13 protein-coding genes are annotated in these 13,769 nt (G+C 37.5%); 4 read left to right on the forward strand and 9 right to left on the reverse strand.

Annotated elements, in window-relative coordinates; all coding sequences use genetic code 11:
• Positions 1-28: 28 nt before the first annotated feature.
• Positions 29-910 (forward strand): alpha/beta fold hydrolase, encoded by an 882-nt coding sequence (locus tag J2Y37_RS15150; protein WP_349033347.1) that lies wholly within the window; start codon positions 29-31, stop codon positions 908-910.
• 710 nt (positions 911-1,620) lie between these two features.
• Entirely contained in the window at positions 1,621-2,085 is a 465-nt protein-coding gene (locus J2Y37_RS15155; RefSeq protein WP_004671360.1) for a MarR family winged helix-turn-helix transcriptional regulator, read from the forward strand.
• A 59-nt stretch (positions 2,086-2,144) separates the two neighbouring features.
• On the opposite strand, the gene J2Y37_RS15160 is transcribed toward J2Y37_RS15155, so the two are convergent.
• The 5 genes from J2Y37_RS15160 to J2Y37_RS15180 form a co-directional block, all read right to left on the reverse strand.
• Complete coding sequence (locus J2Y37_RS15160; protein ID WP_349033348.1) at positions 2,145-2,813, reverse strand: SOS response-associated peptidase family protein; 669 nt, start codon at positions 2,811-2,813, stop codon at positions 2,145-2,147.
• Positions 2,814-2,890: 77 nt separating this feature from the next.
• Entirely contained in the window at positions 2,891-3,511 is a 621-nt protein-coding gene (locus J2Y37_RS15165) for a 2OG-Fe(II) oxygenase (protein ID WP_004671363.1), read from the reverse strand.
• A 205-nt stretch (positions 3,512-3,716) separates the two neighbouring features.
• Entirely contained in the window at positions 3,717-5,879 is a 2,163-nt protein-coding gene (locus J2Y37_RS15170) for a malate synthase G (RefSeq protein WP_349033349.1), read from the reverse strand.
• A 292-nt stretch (positions 5,880-6,171) separates the two neighbouring features.
• On the reverse strand, positions 6,172-7,317 hold the full coding sequence (gene zapE / locus J2Y37_RS15175; protein ID WP_004671365.1) for a cell division protein ZapE: 1,146 nt from the start codon (positions 7,315-7,317) through the stop codon (positions 6,172-6,174).
• Between the two features lie 118 nt (positions 7,318-7,435).
• Positions 7,436-8,455 carry a helix-turn-helix domain-containing protein gene (locus J2Y37_RS15180; protein WP_349033350.1) on the reverse strand — a complete coding sequence of 340 codons (1,020 nt, stop codon included), beginning with the start codon at positions 8,453-8,455 and terminating at the stop codon, positions 7,436-7,438.
• Between the two features lie 155 nt (positions 8,456-8,610).
• Here J2Y37_RS15180 and J2Y37_RS15185 point away from each other — a divergent pair, with 155 nt between their 5' ends.
• A complete protein-coding gene (locus J2Y37_RS15185) occupies positions 8,611-10,125 on the forward strand; it encodes an NAD(P)/FAD-dependent oxidoreductase (protein WP_349033351.1) in 1,515 nt (504 codons plus the stop codon).
• A 47-nt stretch (positions 10,126-10,172) separates the two neighbouring features.
• Complete coding sequence (locus tag J2Y37_RS15190) at positions 10,173-11,090, forward strand: lysine exporter LysO family protein (RefSeq protein ID WP_349033352.1); 918 nt, start codon at positions 10,173-10,175, stop codon at positions 11,088-11,090.
• A 69-nt stretch (positions 11,091-11,159) separates the two neighbouring features.
• Here the strand turns inward: J2Y37_RS15190 and pyrF are convergent, their stop codons facing one another.
• From pyrF to J2Y37_RS15210, 4 genes are all read right to left on the reverse strand, one after another.
• Positions 11,160-11,840 (reverse strand): orotidine-5'-phosphate decarboxylase, encoded by a 681-nt coding sequence (gene pyrF, locus J2Y37_RS15195; RefSeq protein ID WP_349033353.1) that lies wholly within the window; start codon positions 11,838-11,840, stop codon positions 11,160-11,162.
• 281 nt (positions 11,841-12,121) lie between these two features.
• The gene (locus J2Y37_RS15200) at positions 12,122-12,487 is read right to left on the reverse strand and encodes a lipopolysaccharide assembly protein LapA domain-containing protein (RefSeq protein WP_121930259.1); all 366 of its coding nucleotides are present in this window, start codon (positions 12,485-12,487) and stop codon (positions 12,122-12,124) included.
• Between the two features lie 14 nt (positions 12,488-12,501).
• Positions 12,502-12,804 (reverse strand): integration host factor subunit beta, encoded by a 303-nt coding sequence (locus J2Y37_RS15205; protein ID WP_004671373.1) that lies wholly within the window; start codon positions 12,802-12,804, stop codon positions 12,502-12,504.
• Positions 12,805-12,960: 156 nt separating this feature from the next.
• Positions 12,961-13,769 (reverse strand): S1 RNA-binding domain-containing protein (locus tag J2Y37_RS15210; RefSeq protein ID WP_349033354.1); only part of this gene is annotated, 809 nt, incomplete at its 5' end.

Consider the following 13,769-nt stretch of genomic DNA (forward strand, 5'->3'; position numbering starts at 1 on the left):
CTTTTTAGAACTCAGGTAAAGTAAAAAGATGCAATTACAAGAGTATTTTCAAATGAATACCTATGAATCATGCTGGATCGATTGTAAAGATGGCTATCAACTGGCTGCCCAATTTTATCCAGCACAAGTTGACAGCAAAAATTATCCAATTTTGATTTGCCCTGCAACAGGCATTACTAAAACGTTCTATCATTCTTTCGCTGAATGGTTAAGCCAACGAGGCTATCCTGTTCTGAGTTTTGATTTTAGAGGAATCGGAGAATCACTACATGAGCCGCTGAAAAACTCCACGGCTAGTATTAACGATTGGGGAATCTTAGACATCCCCGCTGCAGTTGACAGCTTATTGCATCAAACACAATCTGAGAAAGTAATCATCATTGGGCACAGTGCTGGTGGACAGCTACTTGGTATTAACCCCAACTATGACAAAGTCGCTAAAGTAGTCGCAATTGCAGGTTCTACTGGACATGTAAAAGGATTAAAAGGCAAGACCAAATTTTTAGCACCCGTTATGTTTAATATAATTTTTCCACTCTCTAGCTTTATCAAAGGCTATGGTGCAACACAATTTATCGGAATGGGCGAAAATTTACCCAAAAATGTGGCGAAGCAATGGGCGGAATTTTGTAGTAAACCGGGTTATGTCATGAACGCAGTGGGTAAAACCATATTTGAAGATTATCATCAGGAAATTCAATGCCCTATTACTTCATTTTGGGCTACTGATGATGAGATTGCTACTCAAGCAAACGTCAAAGAGCTCTTAGGTTTATATCCAAATGCCAAAACCAAATTAATTGAGCTAAAACCTCAACAACTTGGCTATAAGCAGATTGGGCATATGTTAATGTTTAAAAAATCACATCAGAAGTTATGGCCTATTATTGAAAATGAATTAACAGTCTAATCCTCTGCATCTATCTCCTCTTTTAGATTCACACTTTCCGCATCTAAACGCGTAATCCAGTTTAGATGCGTTTTTTTATTGTGTTTTGATGGCTGCGATTTGCTAGGTATGACTTTTTATTTCTTGTGTTATCAATTAATTTTTCTTATCCAACAATATTATTGATTAGGAAATCTTAATAAATAACACTTTTAAAGTAATAAATTTAAGTCTCGTCACTATAAAGTGTGATAAAGCATGTATTTATTCAACATTACTTATCACTTCTTTTCCATCAAATTTTAACCAAATGATTAAAACAAACACATGTATTTTTTATATATTTAACGATTATTTATTTTATAAATATAATGATTTTGTATTTTTATGACATTTTAGACAGAATTTTTTATAAAAAAGTCACGTCAAAACGCGTATTTTTTTCCTACAATACGATTACTCTACAAATGAGCAGAAATGCAAAATTGTAGGAATATCACTGAAATAAAATGATTCAGGAAATACATTATTCATTACAAATTTATGTGAATTTTGTGATAATTCCCTTAATCATTTATAAAGATAGTTTCATAATTATCTTTGGTAGATTTGCTATCAATGAAATGATAAAAAAATCAGAAAAGGTTTTTTTAGCAGATAAATTGTAGACATTTCATGGAATCTAAGAGCGACGCTATATTGCTCGATATACAAGCATGGGAAAGAAGTAAATGACAAAGAAATATGCGCGTTTTTTACCTACAGCCGAATCATTTAAGCTAGAAGATTTTCCATACTATTGGATTTCTCAAGTAAATTCTCAGTACGTTCAAAATATTGACAACGTACTCAAGAAATATGGTTTAGACAACTCTCGCCGTCGTATTTTAATTGCATTAGAAGTTAAACCTCATGCAAGCGTCTCCGAACTTTCGGATATGGTCATTTCAAAAATGTCTACTACAACCAAAATTGTTTATCGCTTGAAAGATGAAGGTTATATCGAAACCTATTCTTGTAAAGATGATGGCCGTATTACCCGCGTTTATCTAACCGATAAAGGCAAGGAAATGGTCATCAAAATCAATGATCTAACTTCTGTTATTTTGGAACAATCTTTTGATGGCTTAACGCCTCTTCAAATTGAAAAAACCATGGAAATTCTAAAGCTTATGTTTAAAAATCTTGCGCGTTGATTTTTGCTTAGCGAGGGAGGCTTCGATTTGAAGCCTTTTTTTATTTGGATGATAAAACGCTAGAATGCATCGAACATATTTAACTGTGGTGTGATTTTTTCTATCTTTGCCTTAGGTACATATGAACATTCAAACTCTTCTACAGGGAAACCTTGCATAAAATCGAAGAGTTGATTCGGTTGTTTTAAACTCAGCCATTCATCTAAACGATCGTGAGGAACAACCACAACTGATCGTTTTACATCACCCGGTTCGTGAAAGTCTTTCATCATTGGATGGTCAATTGCATCCATCGTTAACATCGTTGCAGAACGAATAATCTGATCATTTAGTTTTCGAATCTCATAAACCGCCGCAATAAAAAAACCTTTGCCATCTTTACGGCGAACTCCCCATCTTTGGGGCTTATGATCAATATATTTACTTTCATAAAACTCTGAGACAGGGATAACGCCAAACTTACACTTAGATGCCGCCTCTTGAAAACTCGGCTTTTGAAAAATTGTTTCGTGCCGCGCATTATAAGTATGCTTCGTAATATTGGTATCTTCAGACCATTTAGGCACTAGCCCAAATAATACCTCACGCCACTCCAAACCTTGTTCTGATTTAAACAATAAAGGAGTCTTATAACTTGGATAAACCTCATCCGCATATTCAAAAGGAATAAGCGGAAGTTCAAGTTGCTTCGCTTGTTCAATAGTCAAAGGTTTATAATTAGCACACATAAGATCACTTAATCATACAACGCTCAAAATAAGATATTAAAAAGGAGGTCTGCTCACCTCCTCACTTTGTTCAAAGCTTATTTAAATAACTTTTTCAATTTCGCACTTAAACCATGTACAAAACGATGTTTGGCATTGGCTTTATCACTGGTTAAAAAATTGATTTGGATCGATTGACGTTGTCCTTCATAAGGGACATAGCCATGCCAACCATTATCAGTCACTTTAAAAGCAACCAACGTGCCTGGACCAGCATTAATTTCTTCGACATAATCATCCATGTTCTTTTCATCATTTAAAATACGAAGACGACCCGTAGGTGCATCCCACGATTCATTTAAATAAATCAAAATAGTCAATAACTTGGTCTTAGAATCAGAATGAATACGCCCATCTTTTTGACGAGAATAACCACGTAACGTAATCATCATTGGATGTTCCATCACATCTACATCAAATTTTTCAGTCAAAATTTGGCGGAACGCTTTACTATCTAATGATTTTAAAAAACGATCAAAGTTGGGTTTGATCTCTACATCTTCTATATTATAACTTCCACCTTGTTCAATCTTTGGAAAATCTTGAATGACGGCTTTTACTTCTTCGTCTACTATCGAGTTTTCCACAACAAAGTATGGATATGGAGATGTAGAAACTTGTGCTTGCTTTAAAGCATCTAATTTTAAAATATGAGACATCGTTACGATTCGACTGAATGATCAAATTAGAATGAATTATAGCAAATATTTCATTTGTATTATGTTTCGTGTTTTTAACAATTACTTCATATTCATTATCTCGCCAACATCATCTATCCCGTACTTCTGTTAACCCTATATTCCCCTCTACAAATTAATATGCATAAAAAAGAGCCTCCGTAGAGGCTCTTTGGATTAGATGAGATTAATCACCTGTATAACCTTTTAATTTTAAACGCGCAGCGTGTAACAATGGCTCTGTGTAACCTGAAGGTTGCTCTGCACCTTTAAAGATCAAGTCTGAAGCCGCTTGGAAAGCGATACCATCAAAGTTTGGTGCCATTGGTGTATATAGCGCATCATTCGCATTTTGTTGATCAACAATAACCGCCATACGTTTTAGTACGTCTTCAACTTGCGTACGCGTTACAATACCGTGACGCAACCAGTTTGCAACGTGCTGAGAAGAAATACGTAATGTTGCACGGTCTTCCATTAAACCAACGTTGTTGATATCTGGAACTTTAGAACAACCCACACCGAGATCAACCCAACGAACAACATAACCGAGAATACCTTGACAGTTATTTTCAAGTTCATTGTTAAGCTCTTCAGCCGTCCAATTTGTTTCAGGCGCAAACGGAGGTGTCAACAAGTCATCAAGCGTCAACATTTCTTCTGCAGCTAACTCATCTTGGCGTGCTTTCACATTGATTTGATGGTAATGCATTGCATGCAATACCGCACCTGTTGGTGAAGGAACCCATGCACAAGTTGCACCTGCATTTGGATGTGCAGTCTTGGTTGCTAACATGTCTTTCATGCTGTCTGGTTTTGGCCACATGCCTTTACCAATTTGTGCTTTACCTTGTAAGCCACAAACTAAACCAATCGCAACGTTACGGTTTTCGTAAGATGCAATCCATTTTTGTGTTTTAACAGCTTCTTTACGCACCATTGGCGCAGCTTCCATAGAGGTGTGGATTTCATCACCTGTACGGTCCATAAAGCCAGTATTAATGAAAATTGTACGGTCTTTAGCAGCAGCAATACAGTTTTTCAAGTTTACAGAGGTGCGACGCTCTTCATCCATGATTCCGATTTTGAGTGTTTTTGCTGGTAAGCCAAGCGCTTGTTCTGCACGCTCAAATAGCTCAACTGCAAATGCAACTTCTTCTGGACCATGCATTTTTGGTTTAACGATATACATCGAACCTTTACGAGAGTTTTTGTTCTCGTTTTGACCACGGATATCTGCAATTGAAAGTAATGGCGTCACTAAAGCATCCATAATACCTTCAAAAACTTCTTCACCTTCAACCAAGATCGCAGGGTTTGTCATCAAGTGACCAACGTTACGAAGTAGCATGAGTGAACGACCATGTAATGTTGTGGTACCACCAATTAAGTTTTGAACGGTACGGTCTTTGTTCAACGCACGAGTAACGGTTTTGCCATTTTTCTCGATTGATTCTTGCAGATCGCCTTTCATCAAACCTAACCAGTTACGGTAGCCTTCAACTTTCTCTTCTGCATCAACGGCTGCAACAGAATCTTCTAAATCTTGAATCGTTGTAATCGCAGCTTCAAGCGTTAAATCCTTAACACCAGCAGCGTCAGTTTTACCCACTGGGCTATTTGCATCGATATCAATGATAACGTGTAAGCCATTATTTAATAAAACGATTTCTGTTGGATTGGCAGCATCACCATTAAAACCAACAAACTGAGACTCATGCTCTAAAGATGATGTAGAACCATCTTTCAAAGTGACGACTAAACGATTGTGATCAATCGCATATTTGGTCGCATCCGCATGTGAACCTTGCGCTAATGGGAAAGTTTGATTTAAGAAGTTCTTAGCGAATGCAATTACCTTATCGCCACGAACTGGATTATAACCCTTACCTTTTTCCGCACCGTCTTCTTCAGAAATTACATCTGTACCATAAAGCGCATCGTATAAAGAGCCCCAACGTGCATTGGCAGCGTTCAAGCAATAACGTGCGTTACGTACAGGCACAACCAATTGTGGACCTGCCAATAAAGCAATTTCTTCATCTACATTTTCAGTTGTAACTTGGAAATCTGCAACTTCAGGTACTAAGTAACCAATTTCAGTCAAAAACGCTTTATATGCATTTAGTTCAAATTTATTGTTGCGATGCCATTCATCAATCTTCGCTTGGAGCTCTTCACGCTTAGCCAATAATGCTTTGTTCTTTGGGCTAAGATCGACAACGACTTGCTCGAAGTTTTTCCAATAAGTTTCACTGTCTAAACCAGAACCTGGTAAAGCTTCATTTTCGATGAAATCGTAAAGTTCTTTAGCAATCGCTAGCTTGCCTTTTTGAATACGTGCAGTCATTGTCTTTCCTGATGGTGCTAACTTTTTATAACAAGAAACCTAGTATACCGATTTATACTAGCCTGAATAGTAATATCACATTCCTAAATAGTAAGCATTTTCCAAGCAGAAGGTATTGACAAATATCAATTTACACCTTACCAGAAAAATAAAATATATAACGTCCTTACTGTTTCAGTTTGCAACACACTCAATTCTAAAACCTACCTAGTTATAGCAAAATTTAACCAAGAATAAAGCTTTCTCTATCTAAATTTATAAAAAAAGACATTCCGAAGAATGCCTTTTAAATTTATGATGTTTTTGCAATTTGAATTTGCCGATGCTCAGAATTTAGATACTCATCCGATTGCATTTCTAACAATCTTGAACGTGTCCTTTCAATTTCAAATGCCAATCTATCCCCTTCATAAAGCTCAATAATTGAATCTTCTGAGGTTAGTAATAACTTCACACCGCGATCATAGAATTCGTCGACTAAATAAATGAAACGACGTGTTCCCTCTGACAAGAAATCAGTCAAATGCGGCACACCACTTACCAATACCGTATTATAAATATTGGCAATCTCGATAAAATCAGCCGGACTACGTGGTTTAAAACAGAGTTCCGAAAACTCACACCACAAAACATCTTCAGTGTGTCCCAAAGTCTCTACTACTCGATTATTAATCATGATCGGTGAGTTTGACTGCACCTGAGTTTGTGTTAAAGCATGGAAACGCTCTGACATCCAAGACTGTACATCATGACCTAATGGGTGCTTAAACAACTGTGCCTGTTTTAATACCCGCAAACGATAGTCAATTCCTGCATCTACATTCAAAACTGTACAGTTTTTCTGTACCAATTCAATCGTAGGCAAGAACCGATCTCGGTGAATACCATTTTTATATAAACCTTCTGGCGCAATGTTTGACGTTGCAACCAGCGTAACGCCACGCTCGAATAATTTTTGGAATAAATCACTCAGAATCATTGCGTCAGTTACGTTTGATACAAAAAACTCATCAAAGCATATCACCACAGCATTTTTATAAATTTGATCAGCAACCGAATCTAGAGGATTACGCTGACCTGAAAGTTTATTTAACTCTTTATGTACATGCTGCATAAAGTGATGAAAATGCATTCGAATTTTGCGACGAAATGGAACTGACTCATAAAATTGATCCATAAGCCAAGTTTTTCCACGACCAACACCACCCCACATATAAACACCTTTAGGGTAGGTTTGACGACGGAAACGTCGAAATGCTTTTTTTGAAGCCTTATAGCGAGTGAGTAACTCTTTCCATACTCGATCTAACTCTTGCACTGCCTGAGCCTGAGCTTCATCAGGCATGAATTGTCCTGACTGAATTGCTTGAGCATAACGCTCAGCAGGTGACGTTGGAATATACGCAGTGCTATGTGAGTCTGGTTTAGAATTTGACATAAGGTGTTATTGCAATTTTAATTGAGGAAAATTATATCGAACATTGAGTTCAAAGACATTAGATTTTAGGCTTATTTATCATCAGGTTTAAACATCATAATGTACCATTTTTAATCATTTAATGATTTCGATTATATTGGCGAGGACTGTGTCCAAACCACCTTTTAAATGCATGATTGAAAGCCGCTGGCTCAGAATAACCTAACATTTCGGCAATTTGTTCAATTGAATATGAGCTGCCTTCGATGAATCTTATTGCCTTTTGCTTTATCAGTCTTTCACGAATTTCTTTATAACTGGTCTGCATTTGCTGCAATTGATGCCTTAAAGTTCGCTCTGGAATTTTCAATGCATATGCTGTTTCAGTCATGGTTGGTATGACTCCATTTTGCAACTCTAGATAATCCTCGACATATTCGACGATCGTCACTTTTGAATCAGAAACCTTCTCTAATAGTTCTATGTCACGTAGGCATTTTTCTTCATACATTCTATAAGTCAGTGCATCAGCCGAAGGAACACTAACATCCAAAATTTGAGTATTTTCTAAAATAAATACGGCTTGCTTACACCCAAATTTGACATCTTGACCATAGTATTGCTGATATGCAGCGGTGAGTTGCACATCATCGGGTCTTTGAAAAGGCAGTTCGATCTGAATATTGGGTGTATCAAGTCCCATCATCTTAAATATGTCTTGCAGGAACTTATAGGTTCCTGAGATTTCACATTGCGCTCTAAACTGCCCTAAATGGGTATCTAGATCAGTAGGTTGATAAAATAAATGAATCGCTTTATTGTCAATTTCGAGCTGTAAAGAACCAAATAAATGAGTTAACTGTTGGAAACGCACGCCATTCAACAAGGCATGATGTAATGTGTCACTGGTAACGATCAACATGAGAAAAGGACCGTATCCAGCCAGTGCATAATGCTGCCCAATGAACAGACCTTGTTCTGGCGCAATATCCTGACTAATATGTTGCAAAATATCCCATTCAATTGCATCAGGTATAATTGAACTTGGATCTAAAGCATCAGCCTGTATTCCCATATTTGCTAAACGTGCATCCACATCAATACCAACATGGCGCATGCCTTGAATCAAATACATCAATCCGAGGATAGATCTCTTCATAATTCTGAATACAATTCTCAAAACTTTAATGTTTTACTATAAAAACACATATAAATGAATTGCCGAAATGATCAAGTTTTACGTCTATACAATCATATTTAATCTCGCCAAAACCTTTAAACTGACACAAAATTTAGTGGTATAGGGCGTGGACTATGCGTAATGTAAACCAGAATGCAATTCAAAAAACTAAAGTTGCAATTATTGGTGCAGGTTTTGGTGGCTTAGCAATGGCAATTCGACTATTACAAAGCCAAATCAAGGATTTTGTAATCTTAGAAAAAACCAATGATGTTGGTGGTACATGGCGTGAAAACCAATATCCAGGTGCTGCTTGTGATGTGCAATCACACATGTATTCCCTGTCATTTGCACCGAAAACAGACTGGTCGAAGCGCTATGCCGAGGCAGATGAAATCTTTGATTATATTCAAGATATTACTGAACAATACACACTGAAAGATTATTGTAAATTCAATCATGAAGTCACACATGCCGAGTTTGATGAACAACGTAATATCTGGACAGTAGAATTTAAAGACCAACCTACGCTTGAAGCGCAGTTTGTTATTTTTGCTTCTGGTCCACTCCATGTCCCTCAAGTTCCACATCTCAAAGGCATAGAAAAATTTAAAGGTAAAGTGTTCCACTCTTCTCAATGGGATCACAATTACGATCTAAGCGGTAAATCCGTTGCCTCGATTGGTACAGGTGGTAGTGCGATTCAATATATCCCTGAAATCGCACCCGAAGTTAAGCAGCTTTATGTCTTTCAACGTACTGCCGCTTGGGTGATTCCTCGTGATGAACGTAAATACTCAAAATTAAGTAAAACATTATTTAAAGCGTCCAATCTCTATCGTCAAATTCACCGTAGTCGTTTGTACTGGACCAATGAATCTCGTGTTGTGCCTATCGTACAGCCTCAGATCATGAAATATGGTCAAAAACTTGCAGAAGCCTTTATTCGCTTCCAAGTCAAAGATAAAGCATTAGCGAAAAAACTGACTCCAGATTTTGTGATGGGCTGTAAACGTATTTTGATTTCAAATAAATACTTCCCAACGTTCAATCGAAAAAATGTTGAATTAATTACCGATGGCGTTCAAGAAATCACAGAAAATGGCATCATGACCAAAGATGGTAAAGAACGTCAAATCGATTGCTTAATTTATGGCACAGGTTTTATCACTGATCCACGCATCTATTTGAAGCATTTCAATTGTGTTGGACGCAATGGGATTGAACTCAAACAAGCATGGAAAGATGGCGCAGAAAGTTACTATGGTATCAGCACCAAGAACTTCCCTAACCTGTTCCAGTTATTGGGTCCGAACACAATTCTTGGGCATAACTCTGTGATTTTCATGATCGAATCACAAGTGAATTACATTCTTCAGTTGATCCAAACCGTAGATAAAACAGGTACTCAAGCAATTGAAGTCAAACATGACGTACAGGATCAATTTAACGAACGTGTCCAAGAACAACTTAAAGGTACAGTATGGCAAGCAGGTGGTTGTAGTAGTTGGTACCAAGCGGCTGACGGTAAAAACTTCTCTTTATGGCCAACCTACACTTGGAGATTCTGGTTAGAAACCCGTAAAGTAAATGTAGCTGATTATAATTTTATCAGTACAACAGCAAATGTAAAAAACAATGCAGCCTAATCAATAATTCTTCATAATAAGCAGGTTATTCGTGACCTGCTTTTTTTATGCAATCTGTCGTCCTTATTTTCCAAATTTTTATTGCAATAAGCTTAGGCTATTTCTTAGCTCCCCACTTATCACAAAAAATTAAGCGATTTGTTTTTCAAATCCTGCCTTATTTTTCTTATGTTCTATTAATTAGTGTTGCATTTGAACTCAGCCAAGCGTTGAACCACATTCCAAATCCTATTGCAATTTTACCACCTGCAGTATTAATCGCATTTACCACCTCGATCGGCTCATTTTTCATTTGTTTGATTACCTACAAAATCATTGATCGCCAAAGCGTACAAGGAAGAATTTCATTACATCTATTCATCAATGCATTGAAAAATATTGCTAAAGCATTTTTAGCATTGGGTGTCGGAATTCTGCTTGGCACACTTGTAAATATCTCTAATCTACAAATCACATTTAATAGTTGGTATTTATTACTGATATTTATCTGCTTGATCGGTATTGAGCTCGCCTTTACACAATTTGATCGCAGTTGGTTGAGTTGGAAAATTTTACTTGTTCCTATTGCTGCCATTATTGGCTCGTGTTTAGCCTCTATTTTCAACTATTTTATTTTATCCAATGACTATAGCTTGAATGAAGTGATGGCTTTGGCCCAAGGCTATGGTTGGTATTCTATGTCAGGCATTTTATTTACCGAACTACACTCAGCCAAACTCGGTGGGATTGCGTTATTAACTGATCTATTTAGAGAAATTTTCGCGATTCTATTGATGTATTGTCTCGGTTGGCGTTTTCCACGATCGGCAATTTCAAGTGCTGGCGCAACCTCGATGGATGTCACACTCGCCATGGTCAAACAATCATGTGGTACGCATTACATACCACATGCGATGATGAGCGGATTAATTCTTTCTTTACTTGCACCACTGTTAATCAGCTTGTTTTTAAATCTGAAATTATAATAGCTATTCAGATTTCTAATTCGTCGATCACACGATAGACGAACACGGTTCGCCTATACAAGCATAGATTTAAATCGAAGCTAAAATCGACTTTAACATTTCGGTTGGATTGTCTGCTTTGGTAATGGGACGACCAATCACTAAATGCGTAGAACCATCTTGCATTGCTTGTTTTGGTGTCACGATACGTTTTTGATCATCGGCATTTGAACCTTCAGGACGAATACCTGGCGTTACAAGTGCAAAGTCTTGACCTAGCATTTCACGTAAGATTTTTGCCTCTTGTGCAGAACATACCACACCATCCAAACCACTTTCTTGTGTAAGTTTTGCTAAACGCTGTACCTGCTCAACGGGTTCAATATCCAAACCAATATCACGTAAATCTTCACGTCCCATCGAGGTTAAAACAGTCACGGCAATCAATTGAGTTTTATAATTTCCTGCCTGCAACCGCTCTACACAAGTTTCCATCATTTTACGACCACCAGATGCATGGACATTAACCATCCACACACCTAAATCAGCAGCTGCACAAACGGCTTGCGCTGTTGTATTCGGAATATCATGAAACTTTAGATCAAGGAAAACATCGAAACCTTTATCTTGTAGGTTTTTAACAATAGATGGACCTTCACGAGTAAAAAGCTCTTTGCCCACTTTTACACGACAAAGTGACGGATCAAGCTGATCTACAATAGTTAAAGCGTCAAATTGGCTTTTTGCGTCTAAGGCAACAATAATACTCACGAATCTAGTTCCATCACATAAAAATCAGTTCATTATAAGATGATTAATAAAATGAACAAAGTAAGAAAGCATCCATAATGAAAAAAGCTTTCTCACCACGATACCTTTCAGCTATCTCTCAGTTCAGATAATATAGATTTAGCGACATCTGCTCGGCAGAAACGTTCCACATGAAGATACCTTGGCTTTCCTTAAAGTAAAAAAATAGCTCTTTAATCAAATAAAGAGCTTTTTTTTAGCTGTAAAATCGCTGGATTTTAAAGCACTTGAAATATCTTAAATTATAGCGGATTACGAGGTTGGCTTTCTGAATTAATATCCATCACCGTTTTCTCATGTCTCACACTGGCTGCAACTTCTGCGGCAGCTTGCTGAGCAAGTTGAATTTGCTCTTTGCGAAGATGGTCAATATCTTTACGTAATCGCTTGATTTCCCAACTCGTTTGAAAAACGCGAAAAACCTGTACGCCTAGCAATAATCCAACCACAACACCCAATGCTAAAGTCAATAAAAGCAAAAGACCTAAACGCATGGCAGGAACTTGAGTAAATAATAAATCTACTGGCAGCTCTGTTGGGTTTTGAAGCACTAAAGCAAGCGAATAGCCAAAAATAACAACGAGCAATGCAATTAATACATAACGCATAAACACCTCAACTCTTAATCAGCGGTTTCGTTTACTGCATCACGAAGTGCTTTACCTGGTTTAAAATGAGGAACAGCTTTTGCCGCAACATCAACAGATTTACCAGTTTTAGGATTTCGACCTAAACGTGGCTCACGGTGATGTAAAGCAAAGCTACCAAAACCACGAATCTCGATACGATCACCCGTTGAAAGTGCTTCAATCATTTGATCGATCATAATCTTAACAGCATCTTCCACTAATGGTTCAGCCAAGTGTGGGTTTTTAAGTGCAATCCGTTCAATTAAATCAGATTTATTAAGTGCTTCAGTAGTCATTGATGACCTCTTTAATTATTGCTACTTCTCAGTTTTTTAATAATAACCTGTTTAAATACAAAACGGTAGCGTAGTACATCAATACTACGCTACCGTTTACAGTATTTTTGTATAAAAAAGTACGTATCTGTTACAAGAAACGTACCTTTTAACAAATTACTTCATTTGAGCTTTAATTAAGTCACCAATGGTTTTAGGACCATTGCTTTCTGCAGTTTGAGTTGCAGCAGCTTGACGAACAGTGTTCACAGCTTCTTTCTCTTCAGCTTCGTCTTTCGCTTTGATAGACAAGTTGATAGAGCGAGACTTACGATCAACGTTGATGATCTTCGCTTCAACTTCTTGACCAACTTCTAGGAACTTAGTCGCATCTTCAACGCGATCGCGGTTGATTTCAGATGCTTTAAGAGTCGCTTCGATGTCATCAGCAAGTTTAACTGTTGCGCCTTTAGCATCAACTGCAGTTACAGTACCTTTAACTAAAGCACCACGTTCATTCGCAGCCAAGAAGTCATTGAATGGGTCGCTGTTTAATTGCTTGATACCAAGGCTGATACGGTTACCTTCAGCATCTACAGATAAGATAACTGCTTCAACTGTGTCGCCTTTCTTGTAACGACGAATCGCTTCTTCGCCTTGTTCGTTCCAAGAAATATCAGACAAGTGTACTAAACCGTCGATTCCACCAGATAAACCGATGAAGATACCGAAATCAGTGATTGACTTGATCGTACCAGAAACTTTTTCGCCTTTTTCATTTGCTTTAGCAAACTCTTCCCATGGGTTAGCACGAGTTTGTTTGATACCCAATGAAATACGACGACGTTCTTCATCAACTTCAAGAACCATAACATCAACTTCATCACCGATCTGAACAACTTTAGATGGGTGGATGTTTTTGTTTGTGTGGTCCATTTCTGAAACGTGTACTAAGCCTTCAACGCCTTCAGCGATTTCAGCGAAAC

This window comes from Acinetobacter sp. 3657, assembly GCF_031456775.1.
Taxonomy (GTDB): Bacteria; Pseudomonadota; Gammaproteobacteria; order Pseudomonadales; family Moraxellaceae; genus Acinetobacter.

Excerpts from the sequence above, each read along its gene's own strand:
- zapE (WP_004671365.1), bottom strand. The coding sequence starts at position 7,317 with ATGTCAAATTCTAAACCAGACTCACATAGCACTGCGTATATTCCAACG.
- J2Y37_RS15205 (WP_004671373.1), bottom strand. The coding sequence starts at position 12,804 with ATGACTACTGAAGCACTTAATAAATCTGATTTAATTGAACGGATTGCA.
- J2Y37_RS15185 (WP_349033351.1), top strand. The coding sequence starts at position 8,611 with ATGCGTAATGTAAACCAGAATGCAATTCAAAAAACTAAAGTTGCAATT.
- J2Y37_RS15150 (WP_349033347.1), top strand. The coding sequence starts at position 29 with ATGCAATTACAAGAGTATTTTCAAATGAATACCTATGAATCATGCTGG.
- J2Y37_RS15155 (WP_004671360.1), top strand. The coding sequence starts at position 1,621 with ATGACAAAGAAATATGCGCGTTTTTTACCTACAGCCGAATCATTTAAG.
- J2Y37_RS15190 (WP_349033352.1), top strand. The coding sequence starts at position 10,173 with ATGCAATCTGTCGTCCTTATTTTCCAAATTTTTATTGCAATAAGCTTA.
- J2Y37_RS15180 (WP_349033350.1), bottom strand. The coding sequence starts at position 8,455 with ATGAAGAGATCTATCCTCGGATTGATGTATTTGATTCAAGGCATGCGC.
- J2Y37_RS15170 (WP_349033349.1), bottom strand. The coding sequence starts at position 5,879 with ATGACTGCACGTATTCAAAAAGGCAAGCTAGCGATTGCTAAAGAACTT.
- J2Y37_RS15165 (WP_004671363.1), bottom strand. The coding sequence starts at position 3,511 with ATGTCTCATATTTTAAAATTAGATGCTTTAAAGCAAGCACAAGTTTCT.
- J2Y37_RS15200 (WP_121930259.1), bottom strand. The coding sequence starts at position 12,487 with ATGCGTTATGTATTAATTGCATTGCTCGTTGTTATTTTTGGCTATTCG.
- J2Y37_RS15160 (WP_349033348.1), bottom strand. The coding sequence starts at position 2,813 with ATGTGTGCTAATTATAAACCTTTGACTATTGAACAAGCGAAGCAACTT.